The sequence below is a fragment of the Pseudomonas sp. K2I15 genome, assembly GCF_002204795.1.
In the GTDB taxonomy this organism is placed as follows: Bacteria; Pseudomonadota; Gammaproteobacteria; order Pseudomonadales; family Pseudomonadaceae; genus Aquipseudomonas.
Window position 1 is genome coordinate 27880 of sequence record NZ_NIXO01000028.1, and the last position, 23719, is coordinate 51598.

The 23719-nt window shown below is 61.5% G+C and carries 29 protein-coding genes; 3 read left to right on the forward strand and 26 right to left on the reverse strand.

Going from position 1 to position 23719, the window contains the following annotated elements:
* Positions 1–20: 20 nt before the first annotated feature.
* A complete protein-coding gene (locus tag CEC48_RS17660) occupies positions 21–1172 on the reverse strand; it encodes a cytochrome P450 (protein WP_088424903.1) in 1152 nt (383 codons plus the stop codon).
* Positions 1173–1246: 74 nt separating this feature from the next.
* Between CEC48_RS17660 and CEC48_RS17665 the strand changes: the two genes are divergently transcribed.
* The gene (locus tag CEC48_RS17665) at positions 1247–1939 is read left to right on the forward strand and encodes a helix-turn-helix transcriptional regulator (RefSeq protein WP_088424904.1); all 693 of its coding nucleotides are present in this window, start codon (positions 1247–1249) and stop codon (positions 1937–1939) included.
* A 28-nt stretch (positions 1940–1967) separates the two neighbouring features.
* Here CEC48_RS17665 and CEC48_RS17670 read toward each other — a convergent pair whose 3' ends face one another.
* The 15 genes from CEC48_RS17670 to phnC form a co-directional block, all read right to left on the reverse strand.
* The gene (locus CEC48_RS17670) at positions 1968–2495 is read right to left on the reverse strand and encodes a M10 family metallopeptidase C-terminal domain-containing protein (protein ID WP_088424905.1); all 528 of its coding nucleotides are present in this window, start codon (positions 2493–2495) and stop codon (positions 1968–1970) included.
* Positions 2407–3948 carry a M10 family metallopeptidase C-terminal domain-containing protein gene (locus CEC48_RS17675; RefSeq protein ID WP_088424906.1) on the reverse strand — a complete coding sequence of 514 codons (1542 nt, stop codon included), beginning with the start codon at positions 3946–3948 and terminating at the stop codon, positions 2407–2409. Before CEC48_RS17675 ends, CEC48_RS17670 begins: the two co-directional genes overlap by 89 nt.
* Before the next feature lie 208 nt (positions 3949–4156).
* Complete coding sequence (phnP, locus tag CEC48_RS17680) at positions 4157–4906, reverse strand: phosphonate metabolism protein PhnP (protein ID WP_088424907.1); 750 nt, start codon at positions 4904–4906, stop codon at positions 4157–4159.
* On the reverse strand, positions 4897–5460 hold the full coding sequence (gene phnN, locus CEC48_RS17685; RefSeq protein ID WP_088424908.1) for a phosphonate metabolism protein/1,5-bisphosphokinase (PRPP-forming) PhnN: 564 nt from the start codon (positions 5458–5460) through the stop codon (positions 4897–4899). Before phnN ends, phnP begins: the two co-directional genes overlap by 10 nt.
* Positions 5460–6608: an alpha-D-ribose 1-methylphosphonate 5-triphosphate diphosphatase gene (locus CEC48_RS17690; protein WP_088424909.1), complete on the reverse strand. Its 1149-nt coding sequence runs from the start codon at positions 6606–6608 to the stop codon at positions 5460–5462. Before CEC48_RS17690 ends, phnN begins: the two co-directional genes overlap by 1 nt.
* Positions 6598–7317 (reverse strand): phosphonate C-P lyase system protein PhnL, encoded by a 720-nt coding sequence (phnL, locus tag CEC48_RS17695; protein WP_088424910.1) that lies wholly within the window; start codon positions 7315–7317, stop codon positions 6598–6600. Before phnL ends, CEC48_RS17690 begins: the two co-directional genes overlap by 11 nt.
* Positions 7317–8126 carry a phosphonate C-P lyase system protein PhnK gene (gene phnK, locus CEC48_RS17700; RefSeq protein ID WP_088424949.1) on the reverse strand — a complete coding sequence of 270 codons (810 nt, stop codon included), beginning with the start codon at positions 8124–8126 and terminating at the stop codon, positions 7317–7319. Before phnK ends, phnL begins: the two co-directional genes overlap by 1 nt.
* A complete protein-coding gene (locus CEC48_RS17705; protein ID WP_010166177.1) occupies positions 8087–8953 on the reverse strand; it encodes an alpha-D-ribose 1-methylphosphonate 5-phosphate C-P-lyase PhnJ in 867 nt (288 codons plus the stop codon). Before CEC48_RS17705 ends, phnK begins: the two co-directional genes overlap by 40 nt.
* On the reverse strand, positions 8946–10022 hold the full coding sequence (locus CEC48_RS17710) for a carbon-phosphorus lyase complex subunit PhnI (RefSeq protein ID WP_088424911.1): 1077 nt from the start codon (positions 10020–10022) through the stop codon (positions 8946–8948). The genes CEC48_RS17705 and CEC48_RS17710 overlap by 8 nt, the downstream gene beginning before the upstream one ends.
* On the reverse strand, positions 10022–10612 hold the full coding sequence (phnH, locus tag CEC48_RS17715; protein ID WP_088424912.1) for a phosphonate C-P lyase system protein PhnH: 591 nt from the start codon (positions 10610–10612) through the stop codon (positions 10022–10024). Before phnH ends, CEC48_RS17710 begins: the two co-directional genes overlap by 1 nt.
* Positions 10612–11049 (reverse strand): phosphonate C-P lyase system protein PhnG, encoded by a 438-nt coding sequence (gene phnG / locus CEC48_RS17720; protein WP_088424913.1) that lies wholly within the window; start codon positions 11047–11049, stop codon positions 10612–10614. Before phnG ends, phnH begins: the two co-directional genes overlap by 1 nt.
* An 11-nt stretch (positions 11050–11060) precedes the next feature.
* On the reverse strand, positions 11061–11765 hold the full coding sequence (gene phnF, locus CEC48_RS17725; RefSeq protein WP_176438732.1) for a phosphonate metabolism transcriptional regulator PhnF: 705 nt from the start codon (positions 11763–11765) through the stop codon (positions 11061–11063).
* A 36-nt stretch (positions 11766–11801) separates the two neighbouring features.
* Complete coding sequence (phnE, locus tag CEC48_RS17730) at positions 11802–12584, reverse strand: phosphonate ABC transporter, permease protein PhnE (RefSeq protein WP_088424915.1); 783 nt, start codon at positions 12582–12584, stop codon at positions 11802–11804.
* A 112-nt stretch (positions 12585–12696) separates the two neighbouring features.
* Positions 12697–13698 carry a phosphonate ABC transporter substrate-binding protein gene (gene phnD / locus CEC48_RS17735; RefSeq protein ID WP_088424916.1) on the reverse strand — a complete coding sequence of 334 codons (1002 nt, stop codon included), beginning with the start codon at positions 13696–13698 and terminating at the stop codon, positions 12697–12699.
* Positions 13699–13729: 31 nt separating this feature from the next.
* Complete coding sequence (phnC, locus tag CEC48_RS17740; RefSeq protein ID WP_088424917.1) at positions 13730–14563, reverse strand: phosphonate ABC transporter ATP-binding protein; 834 nt, start codon at positions 14561–14563, stop codon at positions 13730–13732.
* Between the two features lie 368 nt (positions 14564–14931).
* Here phnC and CEC48_RS17745 point away from each other — a divergent pair, with 368 nt between their 5' ends.
* Positions 14932–15348, forward strand: coding sequence for an NUDIX domain-containing protein (locus tag CEC48_RS17745; protein ID WP_088424918.1), 417 nt, complete (start codon positions 14932–14934; stop codon positions 15346–15348).
* Positions 15349–15790: 442 nt separating this feature from the next.
* Positions 15791–16066 (forward strand): DUF6124 family protein, encoded by a 276-nt coding sequence (locus tag CEC48_RS17750; protein ID WP_088424919.1) that lies wholly within the window; start codon positions 15791–15793, stop codon positions 16064–16066.
* Positions 16067–16263: 197 nt separating this feature from the next.
* Here CEC48_RS17750 and CEC48_RS17755 read toward each other — a convergent pair whose 3' ends face one another.
* The 10 genes from CEC48_RS17755 to ccmA all read right to left on the reverse strand — a co-directional run bounded on the left by CEC48_RS17755 (position 16264) and on the right by ccmA (position 23628).
* The gene (locus CEC48_RS17755; RefSeq protein WP_088424920.1) at positions 16264–16668 is read right to left on the reverse strand and encodes a hypothetical protein; all 405 of its coding nucleotides are present in this window, start codon (positions 16666–16668) and stop codon (positions 16264–16266) included.
* Between the two features lie 15 nt (positions 16669–16683).
* Complete coding sequence (gene ccmI, locus CEC48_RS17760; protein ID WP_088424921.1) at positions 16684–17877, reverse strand: c-type cytochrome biogenesis protein CcmI; 1194 nt, start codon at positions 17875–17877, stop codon at positions 16684–16686.
* The gene (locus CEC48_RS17765; protein ID WP_088424922.1) at positions 17870–18343 is read right to left on the reverse strand and encodes a cytochrome c-type biogenesis protein; all 474 of its coding nucleotides are present in this window, start codon (positions 18341–18343) and stop codon (positions 17870–17872) included. Before CEC48_RS17765 ends, ccmI begins: the two co-directional genes overlap by 8 nt.
* A complete protein-coding gene (locus CEC48_RS17770; protein WP_017477483.1) occupies positions 18340–18876 on the reverse strand; it encodes a DsbE family thiol:disulfide interchange protein in 537 nt (178 codons plus the stop codon). Before CEC48_RS17770 ends, CEC48_RS17765 begins: the two co-directional genes overlap by 4 nt.
* Positions 18873–20861, reverse strand: a complete 1989-nt coding sequence (locus tag CEC48_RS17775) for a heme lyase CcmF/NrfE family subunit (RefSeq protein ID WP_088424923.1) — start codon at positions 20859–20861, stop codon at positions 18873–18875. The genes CEC48_RS17770 and CEC48_RS17775 overlap by 4 nt, the downstream gene beginning before the upstream one ends.
* A gap of 3 nt (positions 20862–20864) precedes the next feature.
* Positions 20865–21320, reverse strand: coding sequence for a cytochrome c maturation protein CcmE (gene ccmE, locus CEC48_RS17780; RefSeq protein WP_008434786.1), 456 nt, complete (start codon positions 21318–21320; stop codon positions 20865–20867).
* Positions 21317–21493, reverse strand: coding sequence for a heme exporter protein CcmD (gene ccmD, locus CEC48_RS17785; RefSeq protein ID WP_008434788.1), 177 nt, complete (start codon positions 21491–21493; stop codon positions 21317–21319). The genes ccmE and ccmD overlap by 4 nt, the downstream gene beginning before the upstream one ends.
* Positions 21490–22245 (reverse strand): heme ABC transporter permease, encoded by a 756-nt coding sequence (locus tag CEC48_RS17790; RefSeq protein WP_088424924.1) that lies wholly within the window; start codon positions 22243–22245, stop codon positions 21490–21492. The genes ccmD and CEC48_RS17790 overlap by 4 nt, the downstream gene beginning before the upstream one ends.
* Before the next feature lie 82 nt (positions 22246–22327).
* Positions 22328–22996, reverse strand: coding sequence for a heme exporter protein CcmB (ccmB, locus tag CEC48_RS17795; protein ID WP_003210635.1), 669 nt, complete (start codon positions 22994–22996; stop codon positions 22328–22330).
* Entirely contained in the window at positions 22993–23628 is a 636-nt protein-coding gene (gene ccmA / locus CEC48_RS17800) for a cytochrome c biogenesis heme-transporting ATPase CcmA (RefSeq protein ID WP_088424925.1), read from the reverse strand. Before ccmA ends, ccmB begins: the two co-directional genes overlap by 4 nt.
* Positions 23629–23719: the final 91 nt, after the last annotated feature.

The following is a 23719-nucleotide window of genomic DNA, read 5'->3' on the forward strand; positions in this document are numbered from 1 at the left end:
AACTCTAGAGTTACCTTTACTCAAGCACAGAATTCGCTGGGCTGACTGACGGCTGTTTTACCGGATGTTTGGAATCGAGGAATTCGACCGTTAAGCGACGGCCAATAACTGAACGGACAAGCACGAGACAGCATCGCAGGCTGAAGACTCAGCAGATGCCGGATGGCGTGCGCGGCAATGTTCAAGGCAAGGCGCTGGCCGGGGCACTGATGTTGCCCGGAGCCAAAACTGAAGGTTCGACGTTGCGCTCGTTCAAGCAAGAAGCTATCGGGGTTCGGGTTTGCATCGGGGTCCCGATTGGCAGACGCCAGCAGCAACAGGACAGTATCCCCCGCCTCCAAAACCCGGCTGCCAATCACGCAGCGCGCGGCCACAAATCGTCGGGTGTTTTGCACCGGCGAATCGTAGCGGGCCACCTCCTCCACCAACGCGACGGCGAGAGGGGGCGCGCATCGAATCTCTTCAAGCAGCTCAGGCCGTCGATGCAGCGTGACCAGCGTGTTACCGATCAGCCCTGCGCTGGCTTCGCAGGTCTGTGAGAGCAGTCCGATCAGATTGGCGATCAGCGCTTCAGGGTCTTGCCACTGGCTGGTGTCGTAGTTGCGGCGGATATGCATCAGCAGCTCCGTTTCCTCCAACTGAGCGCTGAACATCTGCCGTAGCCGGATCGCACCGGCATCGGCATCACGCAACTGAGCCTCGCTGCTCAGGGGCGAAAGGCAGGCGACAAAGTCCCGTGTCATCCCGGCGACTTCCTGCAAACGTTTCTGTGGAACACCCAGCAAAGACGCGATCACGGACACGGGTAAGGTGAACATGAACTGATTCAGGTTATCGACGGGGTCGACGATCTGCGCCACAACATCCGCGAGGCTCACCGAGGCCAGCGCCGGCTCGATGATCGCCCTGGGGCACCGATGGCCTGCGCCCTCATTCATGCGCATCAACGACGCAAACACCTGCCCCGCCGCGCCACACACAATAGCCGCAGGCACCGGCTCGTGCAGCGGCCGAACCCGGCAATCGGGATGCGCCAGAACGGCCTCGACCGTCCTGGCGCTGCTGGCTATCCATAACCCGAGACCTTCATCGAACAGCAGTTCGCCTTCGAGCCTCAAGCCTGCGTAATAATCGTAGGGGTCGTTGTGTGTAGCGGCTTCCAGCGGTGTCATTCAGTACGTCCTGTGCCTAAAGAACCGCTACTATCAGCCACCGCCCACGGCAACGATTCGTTCAGGAACGAAATATGAATGCCCACAACGATGACTCCGCCCTCTCCCAGGTCGCCGGCGCGATTGCGGAGCCCGCCCGCACCAAAATGCTCTGCGCACTGATGGACGGCCATGCGCGCACCAGCACCGAAATGGCGGTCATCGCCGAGGTCAGCGCCTCCACCGCCAGCGCCCATTTGGCGAGGCTCAAGGAGGACGGACTGGTCAAGCTGCACACTCAGGGCCGGCATCGGTATTACAGCCTCGCCGGCCCTCACGTCGCCCAGGTGATTGAAGCGCTGATGGTGATCAGCAAAAACACCACAACGGCGTTCGTCGCAACCACGCCCAATCGGTTGCAGTTCGCACGGACCTGCTACGACCACATGGCCGGGACGTTGGCCGTGCGCCTGCATGACCATTTCATCGAGGCTGGATGGCTGATTGGCGACGGCACCTATCAGCTCACGCAAGCCGGCGAAAAAGCGATGACCGAATTGGGTGTTGATGTGCAAGCGCTTCGCGTCCAGCGGCGTCGTTTCGCCTGCTCGTGCCTGGACTGGAGCATGCGCCGCCCGCATCTGGCCGGTGCGTTGGGGGCGGCTTTCCTGCAAAGCGTCATCAGCCGCAAATGGGTCACCCAGGACCTTGATAGCCGTGCCCTTGGGCTCACACCCAAGGGCCGCAAGGAGCTGGCTTGCCGATTCGGGATTGAAGCAAGCGCGTAGAGCGCGCCGGGTCTTGCCCCCCGCCTTTTTACTGGACCAGCAAACCGACCACATCTGAAGGTTTTATCAGGCGCGTGCTTTTAACGAGGAAGTCCGTGCGGCGATTTCCAGTGAGGTCAACCCCCACGAAGTATCGACCACTCTGCTGGTTGTATTTCACCACCGTATCGCCAATACGGCCGGTATAGGTATCTACCAGTCGCAAAGGTACGTTGGCCTCGGCCTTCAACGCGCGCAGGTCTATCCGGTCTCTGCCACTCACAAAGTCCATGATCAAGTCTGGATTGTCATAGTGTGAGTCACTGGCCGCCTTGTAGCTGAACGTATTCGCGCCACTCACGCCCCAAAGCGTGTCGCCGCCTGCGCCGCCGATGATGTCGTTGTTGGCACCGTTGCCAATCATCAGGTCATTACCGGAGCCACCTACACCTCTTTCCACGGTGGTGTTTTTGTCTATCACGACATTGTTACGCAGGCCCCCCCACGCTGGATGCCGCTCCGGCACGCAGGTCGATTCTTTGGTCGTGTTTAAACCCGGAAAAATCCAGCGTGTCATAACCGTGGCTGTCTCTTACCGTAAACCTTGGGGCACCGCTCCCGGGCACCAGGCTCATGGCCGGATTCCCGGTGTTGGAGTTGAAACCGTAGACGGTGTTGGCGTTGTCTGGTTTTGGCTTTGGTTTGGACTCGGGTTGCGGCTCCAACCCTGTTTCCGGTTTGCTCACTGCTGGATTGGAGCGCCCACCCGTTAATAGGTCGCCACGCCGAACAACCCCGCGGCTTTTGATGAACACATCGGCGATGCCGTTACCCGTAAGGTCAAGGCTGAGACTACCCTGGCCGGTTGCAGGGTTGTGACTGAGGATTATCTCCCCCGGCCGGCCGGTAAAACGCTCTACGGCATCCAGATTATTAAGGTTGGACTTTTTGAGCACGCCCGAGAGGTCAATCTTGTCGGTGCCACTGGTGAAATCAAGGATTTCATCCGGCCACTTGAGGGTGGACTCATCGATCTCGTCGTAGACAAAAACGTCTTCGCCGCCGCCTCCCGTCAATTTATCCGCGCCGACACCGCCCTTGATCCTGTTGCCCATCTGATTGCCAATCATGACATCGTCACCGGCCCCGCCGATGCCGTTTTCCACGCCAACACCCTTGGCGATGGCGACGTTCCCCCGCAGCCCACCCACATCGGAGAACGCTTCAGCGTTGAGGTTGATCAACTGGTTCTGGCGAAAGCCCGAAAAGTCCAACGTGTCATTGCCGCCCCCATCCCAAACGGTGAATACCGGCACATCGCCTGGCGAGTTGAGACTCAAGTGTTCACGATCCGTATTGGAGTTGAAGCCATAAGTGGTATCCGTATTACGCGTGTCGAGATTGGCACCGTAGAGTTTCTGCATGGCCGCAATATCATCCTTCATCGGCGCTGAAGGCTGGCGCCATTTAAAGTTGTGACCGGCCTGTTTGGTTTCAGACCAGTAACTCATGACACTATTAGCTTTAGTATCCTGCACATAGGCTGTACTTTCATAGTCAGGTACACTTTTTCCATAGTCTGCCGGATGTTCAAGCCCCAGTGCATGCCCCAACTCATGAATCGCTGTTATTGAAAAATTATCTCCCGGACGTGGAGCGTCGGAGGCGTTCTTGATTCCGATTGTCGCTGTTAAATCGCCGTAATACTTATTAGGAAGACCCGCCACTCCACCATTACCCTCGGGATTAGCAAGGATACTTATTGAACCATCCACACCGCTGGCATTCTCTTTGAAGTTGATATTGGTCACGTCCGACCATGCTTGCAAGGCCATGCGGACGGACACTTTCTGTTGCGCAGAAAATCGTTCATCCATTGTAAAGGACAAATCAATCTTACCATCACCATTACGGTCGTAATGGCGAAAGCCACCCCGTACAAGTTGCGCGGCCGCCTCATCCGTTGTGAAAGAAGGCTTTACGGCAGAAATTTCAATTTGAGAACCAGCAAGGGAAGCGGTAACTTTCATACAACAATATCCTTTCGAAATATAATATCAGCCCATAAAAAGGCTTATCGGCACGGGCAATTCCTATTCCACCGCCGAACTAAAATCCCATATGAAAAAACATCACACAAGACCCAATATTATTTCCGATTAATATTGAAACACCAGGAACCAGATATCTAGAAAACAAATATAAAGTTGCTAAAAATTTATAGACTGGAGCGTTCGACTACAGCACCCGCCCATCCCAGCCAACAGTGACATTGCGCGGCAACTCGCGCCGATGCTGTAACAACCAGGCATCCAGCGTATGCCCCACGTGGGTCAGCACACCCAACTGCGCCTTCACCTCCTCAATGCACTGCAACGCCAGCGTCAGGTCGTTGTGATTGCGCGGTGCCTGCGGTTGCGGCGGCATGGAGCAGTCGAGCACCAGCACATCCAGCGGCTCGCGTTGCAGCCAGGCGCTGGTGGCCGGTGGCAGGCCGACGGTGTCGGTGAGGTAGGCGATGCGCCGCCCTTCAGCTTCCAGCAGATACCCAAGGGTGGGTTTGGAATGCACCAGCGGTAATGCGGTGACGCTCAGTTCACCAAACCGTCGGGTTTCGAACTCGCCAAACGGCTGGCTGAAATCGAGGATGCCGGGGTGCTTGTACAGGTCCGACAAACCTTCCGGATCCACCGGCCCATGCACCGGAATCACCAGCCCCTGGCCCCAGCGCAAGTGCAACAAGCCTTGCGCATGATCGGCATGGTAGTGCGTCTGGAAAATCCCGTTGAAACTGCGCGGCGGGAAACGTTCAGTGAGGTCGGGCAAGCCGCTGTCGATCAACCAGCGCTGGTCGCCGCACTCGATCAACGCGCTGCACGGGCGGCGGCGCAGGCTCTCGTCACTGCGGGCCAAACCACAGGCGGCGCACTCGCAGCCATACACCGGAACTTGCCGTGCATCGCCGGTGCCGAGCAAGGTCAGGCGCATGCGGATTGCCCGTCGAGACAGCCCAGCAAACGCTCAACCGTGTGCTCCAGTTGGCCGGAGTTGTCGAGCAGGAAGACGTTTGGTGCAGTGCTCAACCCTTCAGCGAACCGCGCATTGCGCGCCAGCCGCTGGTCAATGTCCGCCAGGGATTCGCGCCCCCGTGCCAGCAAGCGCTGGCGCAACACGCCTTGGTCCACGGTCAGCAACACCACCAGCAGGTTCGGGTAACGCAGCCGGGTTTGCGCCAGATGGCCGCGAGAGCCGTTGACCAGCACGTCGTGCCCCGCCGCCAGCCACTCATCGATTTCCCGGGGGATGCCATAGGACAACCCGTTGGCGTGCCAGCTGAGGGCAAACGCGCCCTCGGCCTCCATCGCGGCAAACTGCGCAGGGCTCACACCCTGCGCCGCTTCGCCCACCGCTTCTGCCGAGCGGGTGATCACCCGCCGCACAATGCGGCAGCTGCGCTCGGCCAAACGCGGTCGTGCGGCATCCAGCAGGCTGTCCTTGCCCGAACCCGATGGTCCGATGAGATAGATCAACCTGCCCGCCATCAAAACACCCTCTTCGCTTGTCGCCAGACTTGTTGGACCACTGGCAGTCCGTCGTGGCTTTTTTTGGCTTGCACCAGGTCGGCCCGCAGGCCCACGGCGATTTCGCCGCGATCGCTCAGGCCCGCCGCTTGTGCGGGCGCCAGGCTGATCATCTTGACCGCCCGCGAAAGGTCGCCGCCGTCTTGTTGATCGGCCAGCACGAACGCCGCCTGCAGCAGGCTGGCCGGGTAGTAGTCACTGGAAAGTATATCCAGCAATCCCTCGGCAGCCAGGCCAGCGGCGGCCACGTTACCCGAGTGAGACCCACCACGCACCACGTTCGGCGCGCCCATCAGCACTTTCATGTTCAGTGCCTGGCAGCCGCGCGCCGCTTCCAGGGTGGTCGGGAATTCGGCGATGGTCATGCCGTAGCGCGCCGACTCCTCGACGTGAGCCAGGGTTGCATCATCATGACTGGCCACCGACAGCCCGCGTTCCAGGCAATGCTCGACGATAGCCGCACGGTAACGGTCGCTGTATTCCCTCGAGTTGGCCATTTGCAGCACAACGAACGCGTCCATGGTCTCGTCGTTCAAGTGGTACTTGCCCATGTAGTACTCACGGTACTTGGATTCGAGCACGAACTGGCGCTGGCCCGGCGAATGGTCCATCACCGAGACCAGGCGCACCAGCGGGTTTTCCACCAGGTCGCGGAACACGCTCAGGGTGTCGGGATGGCACAGCTCGCAGCGCAGGTGCAGGTGATGTTCGGCGCGGGTCAGGCCGGCGGCTTCGGCCGAGGCAATGGCGTCGAGCATCGCCGGCAGTTTTTTCATGCGGTTGCCCTTGGGATTCACATCACCGATAGACACCGCATCGAACACCGTGGTGATGCCGGCCGCGATGATCTGCGCGTCGTGGCTGAGCACCGCCGAGGTCGACGGCCAGTCCACGCCGGGGCGCGGGGTCATGTGTTTTTCCAGGTTGTCGGTGTGCAATTCCACCAGGCCGGGCAGCAGGAAATCACCGCCCAGGTCCTGGGCCTGAGGCAACTGGCTGCGGCCTTCGGCGATGTCGACGATCAGCCCGTCACGCAGCACCACGCTGCCAAGGAACATCCGGTCAGCCGTCACTAGCTGCGCATTACTGAGGATCTGTTCAGCGGGCATGTGCGTATTCCTCTTGAGCAACAGGCGTGGGAGTCATGTCTAAATGGCGGTCGGCGACGGCTTCACGGGCGGCGCGGTCGTGGAAGATGCCGATCAGTGCAGCGCCGGCGGCCTTGGCTTCGTTCATCAGTTCCAGCACCACCTGGCGGTTGCTGTCGTCGAGGGACGCGGTGGGTTCGTCCAGCAGCATCACCGGCCAGGCCACCATGAAGCCGCGGGCGATGTTGACCCGCTGTTGCTCGCCACCGGAGAAGGTGCCGGGCGCCAACTGCCACAGGCGTTGAGGGATGTTCAGGCGCGTCAGCAGATGCTCGGCGCGTGACTGTGCATTGGCCTTCGACCAGCCACGGGCCAGGGCTGGCTCCATCACCACATCCAGGCAGGCCACACGGGGGATCACCCGTAGAAACTGGCTGACGTAGCCCAAGGTCTGTTGGCGCACCTGCAGAATCTCGCGCGGCTCGGCGCCGACCAGTTCCAGCCACTCACCGGCATGCTGCACACGGATGCTGCCGCCCGCCGGTAGATAGTTGCCGTACAGGGTACGCAGCAGCGTACTTTTACCCGCGCCCGACTGGCCGTGCAGCACCAGGCATTCGCCGCCTTTCACACTGAATTCCACCCCGCGCAGCACGTTCAGCACCACGCCGTTCTGCTGGTGCAAGGTGAAGGTTTTCGAGAGGTCACGGACCTCGATCAAGGCATTCATCATGGCTGCAATACCGAAGACACCAACAGTTGAGAGTAAGGGTGCTGTGGATCGTCGAGGATCTGGTCCGTCAGCCCGGCTTCCACCACCCGCGAACGGCGCATCACCATCAGGCGGTCGGCCAGCAAGCGCGCCACAGCGAGGTCGTGGGTCACGATCACCACCGCCAGGTCCAGCTCGCGCACCAGGCCACGCAACAGGTCGAGCAAGCGTGCTTGCACCGACACATCCAGGCCGCCGGTGGGTTCGTCCATAAACACAAGGCGCGGGCTGGAGACGAGGTTGCGGGCGATTTGCAGGCGCTGTTGCATGCCACCGGAGAAGGTGCGGGGCAAGTCGTCGATGCGCTGCGGGTCGATTTCTACCTGGCCCAGCCAGTCGAGACCGGCGCCGCGCAGTTGCTGGTAATTGCGCACGCCCTGGGCCATCAAACGCTCGCCGATGTTGGCGCCGGCAGAGACGCCCATGCGCAAACCGTCACGTGGGTTTTGCTCGACAAAGCCCCATTCGGTGCGCAGCAAGGTGCGACGCTCGGCTTCGCTGGCGCTGTACAGATCCAGCCATTTGCCGTCCTTGCCGCGATAGCCGATGTTCCCGGCGTGCGGCGGCAAGCGCCCACTGAGCAACGAGAGCAAGGTGGACTTACCCGAGCCCGACTCGCCGACAATCCCCAGCACTTCGCCGGGGTACAGATCAAAGCTGACATCTTGGCAGCCCTTCTCCTCTCCGTATAACAACGACAGATCACGCACTTGCAAAAGAGGCTGGCTCACTGGTTGTTCTCCTTCACCCGTTGGGCGCAGTACCAGGTGTCGGAACACACAAAACTCTGGGTGCCGGCATCGTCCAGAATCAGCTCATCGAGGAACGATTCATGGCTGCCGCAGATGGCGCAGTTGTGTTCCCACTTCTGCACTTCGAACGGGTGGTCTTCAAAGTCCAGGCTGGTGACCTGGGTGTACGGCGGCACCGCGTACAGGCGCTTTTCGCGACCGGCACCGAACAGCATCAGCGCCGGGCTCATGTCGAGTTTCGGGTTGTCGAATTTCGGGATCGGCGAGGGGTCCATCACGTAGCGCTCATCCACCATCACCGGGTAGGCGTAGCTGGTGGCGATATGGCCGAAGGTGGCGATGTCTTCGTAGAGTTTTACGTGCATCACCCCGTAATCATTGAGGGCGTGCATGGTGCGGGTCTCGGTTTCCGACGGCTCGATAAAGCGCAGCGGCTCGGGGATCGGCACCTGGTAAACCATAATCTGGTCGGCCTGCAATGGGGTTTCCGGGATGCGGTGGCGGGTCTGGATCACCGTGGCGTCCGGGGTGCTTTCGGTGGTGGCGACGCCCGCAGTGCGTGCGAAAAACCGGCGGATCGACACGGCGTTGGTGGTGTCGTCGGCGCCCTGGTCGATAACTTTGAGCACGTCGTCGGCCCCCAGAATCGCGGCGGTCAGTTGCATACCACCGGTGCCCCAACCGTAAGGCAAAGGCATCTCGCGGCCACCGAAAGGCACCTGGTAACCGGGGATCGCCACGGCCTTGAGCAAGGCGCGGCGGATCATGCGTTTGGTTTGCTCATCCAGGTAGGCGAAGTTGTAAGCCGGGTCACGCGCAGGCGTTTGAGTCAGGTCATTCATGGCGGGTGCCCTTGGCCGGTTGGCGCAGTTTGCGGATCAGTTCCAGCTCGGACTGGAAGTCCACGTAGTGAGGCAATTTGAGGTGGGAAACAAAGCCCGCCGCCTCGACGTTGTCGCAGTGAGACAGCACGAATTCTTCCTGCTGGGCCGGCGAGACGATCTCTTCGTTGAACTCGTTGGCGCGCAGCGAGCGGTCTACCAGGGCCATGCCCATGGCCTTGCGCTCGGCATGTCCAAAAGCCAAACCGTAGCCCCGTGTGAACTGCGCCAGCTCAGTGGCCGAGCCAACGAACTGGTTGACCATTTCGCACTCGGTGACTTCGATGCTGCCCAGGCAAATCGGGAAACCCAGCTCTTGCGGGTCGATCCACACCTCGACATCGCCGATGCGAATCTCGCCGGCGAACGGGTGGTTGCGGCCGTAACCGCGTTGGGTCGAGTAACCCAGCGCCAGCAGGAAACCTTCATCGCCACGGGCCAGGGCTTGCAGGCGCTGGGCGCGGTTGGCCGGGTATTCCAGCGGGTCGCGGGTGATGTCGGCGACGCTGCCGGTGTCGTCGGATTCGTTCTTGATCAGGCCTTCTTTGGCCAGCAAACCCAGGACTCTCGGGCATGCTTCCAGGGTCGCATCCGGCGTGGTGTGCGGGCCCGGGTATTCACCTTCGGCCAGCAGTGCGAAGTCCAATAGGCGATGGGTGTAGTCGAAGGTCGGGCCCAGCAGTTGGCCGCCGGGTACGTCCTTGAAGGTGGCCGACAAACGCCGGCTCAACAGCATCTGCGCGGTATCGATCGGCAGGCTCGGGCTGAAGCGTGGCAACGTGGTGCGGTAAGCCCGCAGCAGAAAGATCGCTTCCACCAAGTCCCCCGCCGCCTGCTTGATCGCCAGCGCGGCAAGCTCCGTGTCATACAGCGAGCCTTCGCTCATCACCCGGGCGACCGCCAGCGGCAGTTGCTCGCGGATCTGCTCCACGCCGAGTTCTGGAATGGAAGTATCGCCCCGGCGTTTTTTCGCCAGCAGGCGGTGGGCATTGTCGATGGCCTGTTCGCCACCCTTGACGGCTACGTACATCAGGCACGCTCCTCTGCGATTCGGGTACTGCGTGGCAGGCCGATCAGGTGATGGCCGGCGGCGAACAACACGTCCAGGCCACGGGGGAACGTCTCGCGGCGTTGGCGTTCCAGCCAGAACGCTTGAGGTACCGGCACATTGACCTGACGCTGGGTCTTGATCCCCGGACCACGCCAGTTCAAGCCGCGACCGGCTTCCAGGTCGGTCAACTGGACCAGCAAGGTGCAGGACTGATCGGGGTAGCGGTCGTTGCCGTGGTCAAAGCCGCTGAGGTCCAGCAGGTCCTCCTCACCGAGCAAGGCGAACGCGGCCTCTTCCCGGTGAGTGGTCAGCGGGCAGCCGCAATGGAAGGCCAGATTGGCGCGAATCAGCGGTGTGTCGAAGCACGGCGCCAGCCACAGCGGCGTGTCCATATCCAGCAGCGCCAGGCACAGCGCATAGGTGGCCGGCGCCAGGCCTTCAAGGCTGGGGGCGGCGGGCAAGGACTGGATCAGGCCAGGCTCGGCGAGGGCCTTGAGGGCCCCGCGAAAACCGCGCTGGGCGTCCAGCACCGGGTCCAAAAACGCCGGTTGCAAATGTTGGGCATTCATCAGTTTTCTCCTCGAACCAGGGTGAAGAACTCGACCTTGGTGGCGGCGGTGTCGGCCTCTTTTTGCGCCCGGCGTTCGGCCTGGGCGTTGGCCAGTGAGCCGATCAAATCGCTGAGCCAAATGCTCGGGTGTGCGCCCTGTAAATGCGCATCTGCCAGGGCGGCCAATTCGGCGTGGACCTTGTCGCGCCCGGCCAGGTAGCTGTAGCCGGTGCGGCCGTCTGCCAGGCGCACCACGCAGCGGGTCACGCTCATTTCGCCGACGTTGAACGGCGCGCCATTGCCGCCCATGCGTCCACGCACCAGGGTCATGCCGATTTCCGGGGCGCGGATCAGTTGGTAATCCACGTCACGCAGGGCGTCTTCATGGGGCAGCAATTCACTGCGAAAGGCGCGGGCGAGCACGCCGATCCAGTGTTGACGCGGGGACAGGTTCATCAAGGTCTCCATCAGGTCACCACTTGGTACTGGAAGCGATCCGAACGGCTGGTGGACTGCGCCAGCTCCACCGGGCGGCCGTCGCGATCGCGGGAAAGGGTAAATACGGTGAGCGCCGGCAAGTGCCGGGGCATCATCAGCAGCGCAGCTTCGTCGCGGTTGGGCAACCGCGCGCCGATCAGGCTTTGGGTGCGGGTCAACGGCAGGTCGCGTTCACGCAGGTAGTGGCGCAGGGAGCCGCCGTTGTAGTCCGCCAGCAGCGGCGCATGGCTGGCGCAGTAGCGGTGGCGGATCAGGCTGACGGGCTGGTGGTCGAGCTTGCGCAGGGTTTGCAGCTCGATCATTGGCGCCATCTCGGCGATGCCCAGTTGCTGCGCCTCGTCGCGGCTGGCAAAGCAGTAGCGGCGCTTGAGCAGTACGGCTTCCACACCCACGCCTTGGGCCGACAACGACTGGCTGTATGAGGTCTCGGCGCCCATCGGGTAAATCAGCGGGCGGTCCAGCACCTGCGTGCCTTTGCCCTGGCGGCGCAACAGGCTGCCTTCGAACACCAGCTCATCGATGGCGCGGCGCAGGGTGTGGCGGTTGACGCCGAAGCGTTCGGCCAACTGCACCTCGCCCGGCAGGAAATCGCCGGCCTGGTAGCTGCTCAATTCGCGGCGCAGGATGTCCGCGAGTTCGCGGTACACCGGCTCATCTTGTCTAGACAACTGCATGCTTAAAAAAAAGCGCCCAGGGGCACCCCTCCGTCGTCAGATGAACTGCTTGCGCAGGCGTTGGGACAGCACGTCGATACAGCTCACCACCACGATGATCACCAGCAGTACCGCGCAGGTCTGCACGAACTGGAAGGCGCGAATGTTCTCCCACAGGATCACGCCGATACCGCCAGCGCCGACCATCCCCACCACCGTGGCCGAGCGCACGTTGGCTTCGAAGCGGTAGAGCGCGTAGGACACCCACAGCGGCATCACTTGCGGGATCACACCGTAAATCACCTCTTGCAGGGCACTCGCGCCGGTGGCTCTTACGCCTTCAACGGGGCCTGGGTCGATGGCTTCGACGGCTTCGGCGAACAGCTTGGCGAGCACGCCGGTGGTGCTGATCCACAAGGCCAGAACACCGGCAAAAGGACCGAGGCCGACGGCGACGACGAACAACATGGCGAAGACCATTTCGTTGATCGAACGGAAGGCATCCATCACCCGGCGCAGCGGCTGGTGAACCCACCACGGCGTGATGTTGTCGGCGCACAGAATGCCCAGCGGCACCGAGCAGACAATCGCCAGCACCGTGCCCCACAGGGCGATTTGCACGGTGACGATCATCTCCTTGAGGTAGGAGCGCCATTCATGGAAGTCCGGCGGGAAGAAGTCGGCGGCGAAGGTCGCCATGTTTCCGGAATCGCGGTACAGCGCCAGCGGGTTCATCTCGGCGCCGTGCCAGGCCCAGGCCAGCAGGATCAGGAACAGGCCCCAACCCAGATATTGCGGCCAAGTCCTTTTACCCACTGCTTCAGCGTGCAAAGTAGTCATGGTTATCCTCGATCAACATGTGGGAGCGGGCTTGCTCGCGAATGCGATTTATCAGCCGCTGGATTCGGTGACTGACACACCGCATTCGCGAGCAAGCCCGCTCCCACAGGCGTTAGCCGTTAACGGCGGTTTTTTTGTCCAGTTCGGTGATGCGCTGTTGCAGCTTGGCGAGGTCGGCGTCAATGTCGGCGAGCTTCTTGGTCTTGTCGGCGGCTTCCAGCTTGTCGTCGGCGCTGATGGTGGTGCGCTGCTTGAACAGCTCCAACTGGCGGATCGGCAACAGTTGGTCGTCGCTGGACTTGAGGAACTTGCCCAACTGCATGTTCTTCAGCACGGCCTTCTCTTCGTCGGTGTCACCGTAGTTGGCGAAGAAATCGCGAATCTTGGTCTTCTCGCTGTCGCTCAGGGCCTTGCTCCACACCATCGGGTCGGCGGGGATCAGCGGCGACTTCCAGATCACCTTGAGCATGGCGGCCTTATCCGGCTGGGTGACTTCCAGGCGGTCCCAGCTTTCGGTGTTGAAGGTGGCGACGTCCAATTGCCCTTTGGCCACGCTCAGTGCGTTGACTTCATGGCTGGAGTTGAGGGTGCGCTTGAAGGCGGTGGCGGCGTCGACGTGGTTCTTGGCGAACACGTAGTAGCCCGGTACCAGATAGCCCGAGGTGGAGTTAGGGTCACCGTTGCCGAAGGTCAGGCTCTTGGCGTTTTTGAGCATGTCATCGACGTTGTTGATCGGGCTGTCCTTGCGCACGATCAGCACACTCCAGTAACCGGCGGCACCGTTGGCGGCGGCGGTCTGGGCGAAGATTTCGCCGTTGGAACGGTCCACCGCTTCCATCGCAGCCTTGTTGCCCAGCCAGGCCACGTCGACCTTGTTGAAGCGCATGCCCTGGATCAGGCCGGCGTAGTCGGAGGCGAAGGTGGCGTTGATGGTGAGGCCGGTCTTCTTGTGCATGTCATCCAGGAATGGCTGCCAGATGCTCTTGAGGTTCTGCGAAGACTCGGTGGACATGATGCCGAAATTGATCACTTTGTCGGCGGCCTGGGCATTGCCCATGGCCACGCTGGCTAACAGGACGGCGGACAGAAACACATGACCGATACGGTTCAACATGGAGAGGATTCCTGTGGGTCGTTGGAGGGGTTCAAGCACGGGCCAGGGCCAGCCGAGGGGTGACGGAGGTTGGGCGGGTCTGGTCGGAAAACATCAGGCTGGTGTCGACATCGGCACCGTACAAATCATTGAGGAACTGGCTGCTCAACTCGCTTGCGTGGCCGTCGAAATGAATCCGCCCGCCCTTGAGTGCCACGGCTCGGGGGCAATAGCGCATCGCGTAATCGACCTGGTGCAGGGTGACCACCACGGTCTTGCCGTCGCGGCCGTTGATGTCGGCGAGAATCTCCATGACCTTGCGCGCCGACTCCGGGTCGAGGGAGGCGATGGGTTCGTCGGCCAGGATCACTTCGGCGCGCTGGGTCAGGGCCCGGGCGATCGCCACGCGTTGCTGCTGGCCACCAGACAAAGTGGAGGCACGTTGTGCGGCCAGGTCCGCCAGGCCGACGCGGGCCAGGGACTCCATGGCGAACTGTTTTTCCTGGGCGTTGAACAAGCCGAGGTTGCCGCGCCAGCGCGGCATGCGGCCCAGGCAACCGAGCAGCACGTTGTCGAGCACGCTCAAGCGGTTGACCAGGTTGAACTGTTGGAAGATGTAGCCGATGTCGGAGCGCAAGCGCCGCACCTTGCCATTCAACCGCCCGCTGGCCTGTACTTCCCGGCCCAGCACCTTGACGCTGCCGCCGTTGCTCTTGTCGCAACAGGCCAGGCCCGCGAGGTGGCGCAGCAAAGTGGACTTGCCGGAGCCGGAAGCGCCAATCAGCGCGACCATCTCACCGGTGGCAACGGTGAGTTCGAGGTCGACCAGTGCGGATTTCTTCGCAAAGGTCTTGTTCAGATGATCGACATGGATAGCTGGAGTCATGGGCTTCTCTGTCTGGTTGAACAACCATCCGTGGCTGCGTTTGAGTTCAAACGACAGTAGGCGTGGGCTGTGTCAGACCTATGACTTGCACATGTCCGCAGTAAAACCGTTTGATGAAGGTTTGATGAAAGGTTGGAGCTAGCGCTGAATACCTAACTTGTGGCGAGGGAGCTTGCTCCCGCTGGGCTGCGCAGCGGCCCCAAGCCTGGGTGACACGGTCTGTCAGATGTACTGAAGGGGCTGACTTGGGCCTGCTGCGCAGTCCAACGGGAGCAAGCTCCCTCGCCACAAGGTCTTCGCCCGGCATTGGAAATGTGCCGGACTGTGGTGCAATAGCTGGCCGCCAATATGTGCAAGAGGGCAACGTGATGGGAAAAGGCAAGGCATGCCCGGTAGTTCTGCGAAACCGCCAATCCCTGGAAATCCTCGCCTTCAAACACCCACTGGCAGGCCTTCAATTGGTCAAGGGCAGCGTGGAACCTGGCGAAAGCACCGAGGCAGCGGCGATTAGGGAATTACTCGAAGAAGCCGGGATAACCGGCAAGGTGATACGCGACCTGGGTACCTGGCACTCAGAGATCACGGGGCATATATGGGCCTTTCACCAATGCCAGGTTCCGGAAGAGCTTCCTGATGCCTGGACCCATTTCGCAGAAGACGACGGCGGCCACGAGTTCCAGTTCTTCTGGCACCCCTTGAGCAGCGTTCTTACCAATGAATGGCACCCGATCTTTCAGGCGGCACTGACTAAGCTCATAGAAAAGCTCGGCTCTGACGTACGCTGAACAGGACTTTCCCTACGGCTAGTCATTGGGCCGTTCCTCCATTATGCCGACCGAGCTTTACACAGGAGGGCTTGGCCCTGCCGGGTTTCCATTCTCCGGGCGACCAACCTGTGTACGGCTCGCCCTTTTTATGCGGCCTGCTCACTAGGACCCGCCCTACACAGATTTCGGGTTGCGTCGGATCAACCTCACCGCTAACCTTCGCGGGTCGCTGCAAAATCAGCGAACGGGTGTGGAAGCCCGAACTCTCCAGGCGTATAAGCGCCCATAGCCTTTAGCGGGCGCTTTTTTCATGTCCGCTGTTTATGTGTTATGGCGGCTGTGCGCGGGGCACTTTCGAGTGCGCCGGGGTCCTGGAGTCCGGTCTTCCACACCTGCGTACAGTCGCCACCCATCATGTGGAAGTGATTGTGGCGGCTCCCCTTACTCCAGGAGCAACCGTATGAAAAAAGTCTCGCCCAATCCCCCACCATCCACCTCGGATGACACCCGACAAACCCAACCCGAAACAATCTTCACCCTTCGTCCCGGCCTCAGCACCGAAGCTGCCTTGAGCAATGCCAGCGAGATGCTTGAATCAGCGACTGTCTGCGCGTACGACTGCGCCGAACACCTTGATGGTTCGGGCAGAAAGCAGGTGCTCGCGGTGGTACAGATGATTGAGATTGCGCAGTTATTGGTGGATGAGGCGCTGAACCGGGAGTGCCCGGTGGCTTGATCGAAACCGAAATCCAACCGGCAACATAAATCTAATGTGGGAGCGGGCTTGCTCGCGAAAGCGGTGGATCAGTCACCAGATGTATTGACTGGCCCTCTGCATTCGCGAGCAAGCCCGCTCCCACATTAGATCTGTGTTGTTGGGTGGACTGCATTTCAAAACAGCCATGAAAAAGGCGACCCGAAGGTCGCCTTTTCTTATTGCGCGTACTGCTTGCTCAACCCCGGCGGCACACCATGGATGTCGGTCTCTTCCCAAGGCCCGTTCGGGCTGATGGACCGGCTCCAGCCGTTACTCCAACGGTAGTAGGTGCGCTGGCGGTAGAACGTGTCTGGCTGTTCATCCAGCACGTACACCTGCATCTTCCCGTCCCAATGGCTCGCCGCGCCCGGTGGCGGTGCGAACGTGGCCGAGGAGCTCGGCACCGGCTTCGACGGTTTGATCACCGGGCCGGAAGGCTGGGTGCTCGGCTGAGTGCTCGGCTGCGTCGACGGCCCTGTGGGCGGGATGGTCGGCCCGGTAGGCGACGGAGGCCGATGGACCGCACAAGCACTCAACCCCAATACCAGGCTGAGCAGGGTGATACGCGCGATGGCGGTCATGGGCATTTCCTCGAGTTATTTGTCCGGACTGTCGATGGTCAGTTGCTGCAGCGCAGTGATGCTGCTGGCCAGGGGTTGGCTGCGGCCGATCCACTCGCCAGTGGTTGGAACACCTGCCCGGGATATGCGCGCAACCAGTTGGACTTCGGGAAAGTTGGACAGTTTCAACTGCGGCATCATCGCATCAGAATCGCCCAGTTCGACGGTGATCGGCAGGTCGGCCACGGTCACGCGCTTGGCGGCCAACGGCGCCGGCGGGCCTTTGACGGCGCGGGCGAAGATGAACACGCTGTCGGTCGGCAAGGCCTTGGCCTTCACATCGGCGGCCAGGTCCACGCGCACCTGCATTTGGGTTTGCGCCTTCACCGGCGCCACGGTACCGCCACTCTCTTTGAGCTTCTCGGCGGCCCGGTCAATCCCGCCTTGCAGCGCCGCACGGGAGTTGTCTTCCGGTGGCAGTTGGGCCAGCAGGCGCTTCCAGTAGTCGATCGCTTCCTGGTAACGCTGCCCTTCAAAGGCCGCAATGCCCAGCAGGCCGAGGCTGGTGACTTCTTTCGGGTCGAGCTTAAGTGCTTCATCGGTCAAGGCCTGGACCTTGGGCGACCACTGTTTATTGTCGGCAAAGTACTGAGCCTGGGCCCATTGCCCGAGCAGCTCCGGCTGGCGACCGGCCAAGGCCACGGTGCGCTCGAAGACTTTGGCCGCATCGGCCGAACGGTCCTGGGCCATGTAGGCGCGACCGAGGAAGTACAAGCCTTCCGGCGAGTCCGGTTGTGCGGCAGCGGCGCGCTCCAGACGGCGGGTCATGTCTTCCATGGACACCGGCGGCTGGGAGAATTCGCGGGTCAGTTCGACCTTGTCGCTGGCCCCGTAATGCAGGTACAGCGCCACGCCCAGCACCGGCACCAGAAACGCCGCGAGCAAGGGCAACGGTTTGCCGAGGCGCGATTCCCGAGGTTTTTCCACACCTTCGGTATCGGCCAACAACTCGCGCGCTGCTTCAGCGCGGCCGCTGTCCAGTTGCGCCGCATCCAGCACGCCTTCGGACTGCTGGGTTTGCAGTTCCGCCACGCGTTCCTGGTACAGCGCCACGTTCAGCGCAGTGCGATCTTCTTCACGCTGGGCACGGCGGCCGCGTAGAACAGGGATCAGCAGGAAACTCAAGGCAATCAGAAGCAGCAGACCGGCTGCGAGCCAGAAATCAATCATCAGTTTTTTTGTCCAGCAGTTGGTCGAGGCGTTGACGCTCATCGACAGAAAGCGAGTCCGAGCCATCGGCCGGGGCGACACGACGGCGGCGCACAATCACCGCCATGACGACCAAGCCTGTGAGCAACAGGCCAGCGGGGCCGAACCACAGCAGCGCGGTCTTGCCGGTGAGCGCAGGCTTGTAGCGCACGAAATCACCGTAGCGGTCGACCATGAAGTCGATGATCTGCTGATTGTCCTTGCCCTCGCCGAGCATGCGGAAGATCTCTTTGCGCAGGTCGGCGGCAATCGGCGCGTTGGAGTCGGCGATGTCCTGGTTCTGGCACTTGGGGCAGCGCAGTTCCTTGGTCAATTCGCGAAAGCGCTCGCGATCACCGTCCTTGGCAAATTCGTAGGTGTCGATGGCCGCGTGAGCCACGCCAACCACGCTCAAGCCCAATACAGCGGCGGCTAACCAACGCTTCATGGCTTGGCCTCATCCACCAGCGCCTGGTACTTGGCGGCCAGTTGCTCACGCCACACCACTTCGTCGATCACGCCCACGTACTTGTCGCGGATCACGCCCTTGGCATCGATGAAGAAGGTTTCCGGGGCGCCGTACACGCCAAGGTTCAGGCCGAGGTTGCCGTCTTCGTCGCGGATATCCAACTGGTACGGGTTGTGGAACTCTGCCAGCCACTTCAAGGCGGCAGCGTTGTCGTCCTTGTAGTTGATGCCGTAGATCACCACGCCCTGCTCCGCCAGTTTGTTCAGCACCGGGTGCTCGACGCGGCAGGAAATGCACCAGGTGCCCCACACGTTGACCAGTGCCGGTTTGCCCAGCAAATCAGCTTGGGTCAGGGTTTTGTCGCCCTGCACGGTCGGCAGGGAAAACGCCGGGAACTGCTTGCCGATCATCGCCGACGGCAGCTCGGCCGGGTCCAGGTAAAGCCCGCGATACAGGAACACCGCCACCACCAGAAACGCTGCCAGCGGTAACACCATCAACCAACGCTTCATACCGCTGCTCCTTGCAGACCGAGGGCTTCACGCACCCGGCTCTTGACCTTGACCCGGTAGCGTCGGTCCGTTGCTGCCAGCAAACCACCGAAGCCTGTGAGCAGGCCGCCGAACCAGATCCAGCGCACAAACGGTTTGACGTGGACCCGCACGGCCCAGGCGCCATCACCCAGCGGTTCACCCAGGGCAACGTAGAGGTCGCGGGTGAAACCGGCGTCGATCCCGGCTTCGGTCATCATCGAGCTTTGCACGGTGTACAGGCGTTTTTCCGGGTGCAGCACGGCCACTTCCTTGCCGTTGCGCACGACGCGCACGGTGCCTTTGTCGGAGGTGAAGTTGGGGCCTTCGAAGTGCTTGGCGCCTTCGAAAATGAAGTGGTAACCGGCCAGGTCCATGGACTCGCCCGGCGCCAAACGCAGGTCGCGCTCGGCGCTGTTCTGGCTGGACAACACCACGCCCAGGGCGCACACGGCGATGCCGATATGCGCGACCTGCATGCCCCAGTAGCTGCGGGTCATGGTCGGCAGACCTTTGATCAAACCTTTGTGGCGGGTCTTGTCGATAAGGTCGCGTACACCGGCCAGCAATACCCAGGCGGCGAGCATGAAGGTGGCGAGCACAGCCCAGTTGAAGTCGCCGTAGGCAATACCGGCGATCACGGCCAGCGCGGCGCTGCCCAGCAGTACCGGAGCTAGCATGCCCACCAGCCATTTCACCGGGGTGTCTTTCCAGCGCACCACTACGCCGACCGCCATCACCACCATCAACAGCGCCATTAACGGAATGAACAGTGCGTTGAAGTATGGTGGGCCGACGGACAGCTTGGCGCCGCTCAGGGCATCCAGAGCCAGCGGGTACAGAGTGCCGAGCAGGATCATCGAAGCGGCTACGACCAGCACCAGGTTATTGCCCAGCAGCAGGGTTTCCCGGGACCAGAGGTTGAAGCCGACGTGGCTCTTGACCACGGGCGCGCGCAGGGCGAACAGCGTCAGCGAGCCACCGACCACGAACAGCAGGAAGATCAGGATGAACACGCCACGCGCAGGGTCAGAGGCGAACGCGTGAACCGACGTCAGTACACCGGAACGCACCAGGAAGGTACCCAGCAGGCTCAGGGAAAACGCGGCGATGGCCAGCAACACGGTCCAGCTCTTGAACACGCCACGTTTTTCAGTGACCGCCAGCGAGTGGATCAGCGCCGTGCCCACCAGCCATGGCATGAAGGAAGCGTTTTCTACCGGGTCCCAGAACCACCAGCCGCCCCAACCGAGTTCGTAGTAGGCCCACCATGAGCCCAAGGTGATGCCGATGCCGAGGAACGCCCAGGCGACGATGGTCCAGGGCCGCGACCAGCGCGCCCAGGCTGCATCAAGACGCCCGCCGAGCAGGGCGGCGATGGCAAACGCGAAGGCCACCGAGAAACCGACGTAACCCATGTAGAGCATCGGCGGGTGCACGATCAGGCCGATGTCTTGCAGCAGCGGGTTGAGGTCGTGCCCATCAACCGGGATCTGCGGCAGGATGCGGGTGAACGGGTTGGAGGTCATGATCAAAAACAGCAGGAAGCCGATGCTGATCATGCCCATCACCGCCAGCACCCGGGCCAGCATGACTTGTGGCAACTGGCGGGAGAAGATCGATACGGCAAAGGTCCAGCCGCCGAGGATCAACGCCCACAGCAGCAACGAACCTTCGTGGGCGCCCCACACGGCACTGAACTTGTAGTACCAGGGCAAGGCGCTGTTGGAGTTGTTGGCGACGTAGGCGACGGAAAAGTCGTCGGTCATGAAGGCGTAGGTCAGGCAACCGAAGGCGAACACCAAAAAGGCGAACTGGCCCCAGGCGGCCGGCTGGGCCAGGCTCATCCACAAACGGTCACCGCGCCAGGCGCCCAGCAACGGGACCACGGCCTGGACGATGGCAAAGCACAGGGCGAGGATCATCGCCAACTGGCCCAACTCTGGAATAAACAGTGCGGACGTCATGACTTAGCCCTCCTTGGCGGGGGTCGGGGCGGATTGGCCGCTGTCTTTGAGGGCCTTGGTGACTTCCGGCGGCATGTATTTTTCATCGTGTTTGGCCAGCACTTCATCGGCCACCACCACGCCGTCGGCGTTGAGTTTGCCAAGGGCGACGATGCCCTGCCCTTCGCGGAACAGGTCCGGGAGGATGCCGCGGTAGGTGATGGTCACGGATTTGTTGAAGTCGGTGACGATGAATTTGACGTCCAGGGAATCGCCGGAACGTTGCAGCGAGCCTTTCTCGACCATGCCACCGGCACGAATTCGCGTGTCCAGCGGCGCTTCGCCGTTGGCGATTTGGGTCGGGGTGTAGAACAGGTTGATGTTCTCCCGCAGGGCGCTCAGGGCCAGGGTCACGGCAATGCCGACACCGGCCATGATGGCCAGGATGATCAACAGACGCTTTCTACGCAGCGGATTCACTTTTCGGTCTCCCGGCGCAAACGACGCGCCTCTTGTTGCAGGTAACGCTTGCGGGCCAGGATCGGCGCGGCGACGTTGAGGGCCAGCACCGCCAGGCAGATGCCATAGGCCGTCCAGACGTACAGGGCGTGATGGCCCATGGCGAGAAAATCACTGAAAGAGTTGAAGCTCATCCACGGGCTCCCAGGCTGTTTTGCACTTCGGCCTTGACCCAACTGGTGCGGGCTTCACGCTTGAGCACTTCGAGGCGCATGCGCAACAGCAGCACGGCGCCGAAGAAGCAGTAGAACCCCAGCACCATCAGCAGCAGCGGCGCCCACATTTCCACGGGCATTGCCGGCTTTTCGGTAAGGGTGAAGGTGGCGCCCTGGTGCAGGGTGCTCCACCACTCCACCGAGTATTTGATGATCGGGATGTTGATCACGCCGACAATCGCCAGCACTGCGCAGGCCTTGGCGGCGCTGTCACGATTGCTGATGGCGTTGCCCAGCGCAATCAGACCGAAGTACAGGAACAGCAGGATCAGCATCGACGTGAGTCGCGCATCCCACACCCACCACGAACCCCAGGTCGGCTTGCCCCAGATCGCACCGGTGACCAGCGCCACGGCGGTCATCCAGGCACCGATGGGCGCGGCGCATTGCAGGGCAACGTCCGCCAGCTTCATCTTCCACACCAGGCCGACGACGCCGCACACCGCCAGCATCACGTAGCAGGACTGGGCCAGCATCGCGGCAGGAACGTGGATGTAGATGATGCGAAAGCTGTTGCCTTGCTGGTAGTCCGGCGGCGCGAAGGCCAGGCCCCAGACCACGCCGACGCCGATCAGCAATACAGCAGCGATGCTCAACCACGGCAGCAGTTTGCCACTGATGCCGTAAAACCATTTGGGCGAGCCGAGCTTGTGAAACCAGGTCCAGTTCATGCTGTTTCCATCACGGTTGCTTCTTGTCGTTGCAAGAAGCCTAGGGTCTTTACTGATTAAGACAACGCTTAACCAGACCTCATTATTCGCCGACGCTGATCTTCAGGCCAGCCGCTATAGCAAAGGGTGTCAGGGTTACCGCCAGGGCGGCCAGGCTGCCAAGCCACAGGAGGTAACCGGTCGCCGGCATGCCCTGGAGCGCGGCTTGCAGAGCGCCGCTGCCCAGGATCAACACCGGGATATACAAAGGCAAAATCAGCAGGGCCAGCAACAGGCCGCCGCGTTTCAAACCGACTGTCAGCGCCGCACCTACGGCACCCAACAAACTGAGCACCGGCGTGCCCAGCAATAATGACAGGAGCAACACCGGCAGGCACTCGGTGGGCAATCCCAGCATCATCGCCAGCAGCGGCGCGAGCAATACCAGCGCCAGGCCGGAAAACGCCCAGTGTGCCAGTACCTTGGCCAGAACCAGAAGAGGCAGAGGGTGCGACGAAAGGACCCACTGTTCAAGGGAACCGTCTTCAAAATCACTGCGAAACAGCCCGTCCAGCGAGAGCAGGACCGACAAAAGCGCCGCCACCCAGACCAGTCCCGGAGACAAGGTTTGCAACAGTTTAGTCTCGGGGCCGACCGCCAACGGGAACAGCGCGATCACAATCGCGAAGAACACCAGCGGGTTGGCCAGTTCGGCCGGGCGGCGACAGAGTAACCGCGCTTCGCGGGCCACCAACAGGGCAAATACACTCATACCGACCACCGGCCCAGATCAAGATCGCGGTAACCGGCGGGCATGCGCGCCAACGTGTGGTGGGTGGTCAGGAGCACCATCCCGCCCTGCTCGCAATGGGTGGCCAGGTGTTCTTCAAGCTGGGCGACGCCTTGTTTGTCGAGGGCGGTGAAGGGTTCGTCGAGAATCCACAGCGGCGGGCCGTCCAGGTACAGGCGGGCCAGGGCTACGCGGCGCTGCTGGCCGGCGGACAGGGTGTGGCAGGGAACGTCTTCGAAACCCTTGAGGCCAACCGCGGCCAGAGCCTGCCAGATGGCCTCGCGGCTTGCGGGATGATGCAGGGCACTGAGCCAACTGAGGTTTTCTTCGGCGGTGAGCACGTCCTTGATCCCGGCGGCGTGGCCGATCCAGATCAGGTTGCGGGCCAGTTCCGTGCGCTGCTCGTGCAACGGTTTGCCGTTGAGCCGCACTTCGCCCGCCGTCGGCTGCATCAAGCCGGCCAACAGGCGCAACAGGCTGGTCTTGCCGCTGCCGTTGGGGCCGCTGACCTGCACCATGTCGCCGCGCACCAGACGCAGTTCGAGATTTTCGAACAGCATCCGCAGGTCACGTTCACAGGCAAGCGCTACGGCTTCTAGAAGAGGGCTGGTCAAGAGATCGCGGGCCTTTACGGTTCAAGTCGGCGGTGGAACGGCCGTTAAAGAGGTGCACATTAACTGCTTTGGCGACCGTTTTTAGAGAGCT

Excerpts from the sequence above, each read along its gene's own strand:
- phnP (WP_088424907.1), bottom strand. The coding sequence starts at position 4,906 with ATGCGCCTGACCTTGCTCGGCACCGGCGATGCACGGCAAGTTCCGGTG.
- CEC48_RS17665 (WP_088424904.1), top strand. The coding sequence starts at position 1,247 with ATGAATGCCCACAACGATGACTCCGCCCTCTCCCAGGTCGCCGGCGCG.
- CEC48_RS17690 (WP_088424909.1), bottom strand. The coding sequence starts at position 6,608 with ATGCCCGCTGAACAGATCCTCAGTAATGCGCAGCTAGTGACGGCTGAC.
- CEC48_RS17790 (WP_088424924.1), bottom strand. The coding sequence starts at position 22,245 with ATGAACTGGACCTGGTTTCACAAGCTCGGCTCGCCCAAATGGTTTTAC.
- CEC48_RS17770 (WP_017477483.1), bottom strand. The coding sequence starts at position 18,876 with ATGAAGCGTTGGTTGATGGTGTTACCGCTGGCAGCGTTTCTGGTGGTG.
- CEC48_RS17755 (WP_088424920.1), bottom strand. The coding sequence starts at position 16,668 with ATGACCGCCATCGCGCGTATCACCCTGCTCAGCCTGGTATTGGGGTTG.
- CEC48_RS17710 (WP_088424911.1), bottom strand. The coding sequence starts at position 10,022 with ATGTACGTAGCCGTCAAGGGTGGCGAACAGGCCATCGACAATGCCCAC.
- phnC (WP_088424917.1), bottom strand. The coding sequence starts at position 14,563 with ATGACTCCAGCTATCCATGTCGATCATCTGAACAAGACCTTTGCGAAG.
- CEC48_RS17660 (WP_088424903.1), bottom strand. The coding sequence starts at position 1,172 with ATGACACCGCTGGAAGCCGCTACACACAACGACCCCTACGATTATTAC.
- phnN (WP_088424908.1), bottom strand. The coding sequence starts at position 5,460 with ATGGCGGGCAGGTTGATCTATCTCATCGGACCATCGGGTTCGGGCAAG.
- CEC48_RS17675 (WP_088424906.1), bottom strand. The coding sequence starts at position 3,948 with ATGAAAGTTACCGCTTCCCTTGCTGGTTCTCAAATTGAAATTTCTGCC.
- CEC48_RS17670 (WP_088424905.1), bottom strand. The coding sequence starts at position 2,495 with ATGACACGCTGGATTTTTCCGGGTTTAAACACGACCAAAGAATCGACC.
- phnH (WP_088424912.1), bottom strand. The coding sequence starts at position 10,612 with ATGAATGCCCAACATTTGCAACCGGCGTTTTTGGACCCGGTGCTGGAC.
- phnG (WP_088424913.1), bottom strand. The coding sequence starts at position 11,049 with ATGAACCTGTCCCCGCGTCAACACTGGATCGGCGTGCTCGCCCGCGCC.
- ccmI (WP_088424921.1), bottom strand. The coding sequence starts at position 17,877 with ATGATTGATTTCTGGCTCGCAGCCGGTCTGCTGCTTCTGATTGCCTTG.
- CEC48_RS17765 (WP_088424922.1), bottom strand. The coding sequence starts at position 18,343 with ATGAAGCGTTGGTTAGCCGCCGCTGTATTGGGCTTGAGCGTGGTTGGC.
- phnD (WP_088424916.1), bottom strand. The coding sequence starts at position 13,698 with ATGTTGAACCGTATCGGTCATGTGTTTCTGTCCGCCGTCCTGTTAGCC.
- CEC48_RS17705 (WP_010166177.1), bottom strand. The coding sequence starts at position 8,953 with ATGAATGACCTGACTCAAACGCCTGCGCGTGACCCGGCTTACAACTTC.
- phnF (WP_176438732.1), bottom strand. The coding sequence starts at position 11,765 with ATGCAGTTGTCTAGACAAGATGAGCCGGTGTACCGCGAACTCGCGGAC.
- CEC48_RS17745 (WP_088424918.1), top strand. The coding sequence starts at position 14,932 with ATGGGAAAAGGCAAGGCATGCCCGGTAGTTCTGCGAAACCGCCAATCC.
- CEC48_RS17750 (WP_088424919.1), top strand. The coding sequence starts at position 15,791 with ATGAAAAAAGTCTCGCCCAATCCCCCACCATCCACCTCGGATGACACC.
- phnE (WP_088424915.1), bottom strand. The coding sequence starts at position 12,584 with ATGACTACTTTGCACGCTGAAGCAGTGGGTAAAAGGACTTGGCCGCAA.
- CEC48_RS17775 (WP_088424923.1), bottom strand. The coding sequence starts at position 20,861 with ATGACGTCCGCACTGTTTATTCCAGAGTTGGGCCAGTTGGCGATGATC.
- ccmD (WP_008434788.1), bottom strand. The coding sequence starts at position 21,493 with ATGAGCTTCAACTCTTTCAGTGATTTTCTCGCCATGGGCCATCACGCC.
- phnL (WP_088424910.1), bottom strand. The coding sequence starts at position 7,317 with ATGAATGCCTTGATCGAGGTCCGTGACCTCTCGAAAACCTTCACCTTG.
- ccmB (WP_003210635.1), bottom strand. The coding sequence starts at position 22,996 with ATGAGTGTATTTGCCCTGTTGGTGGCCCGCGAAGCGCGGTTACTCTGT.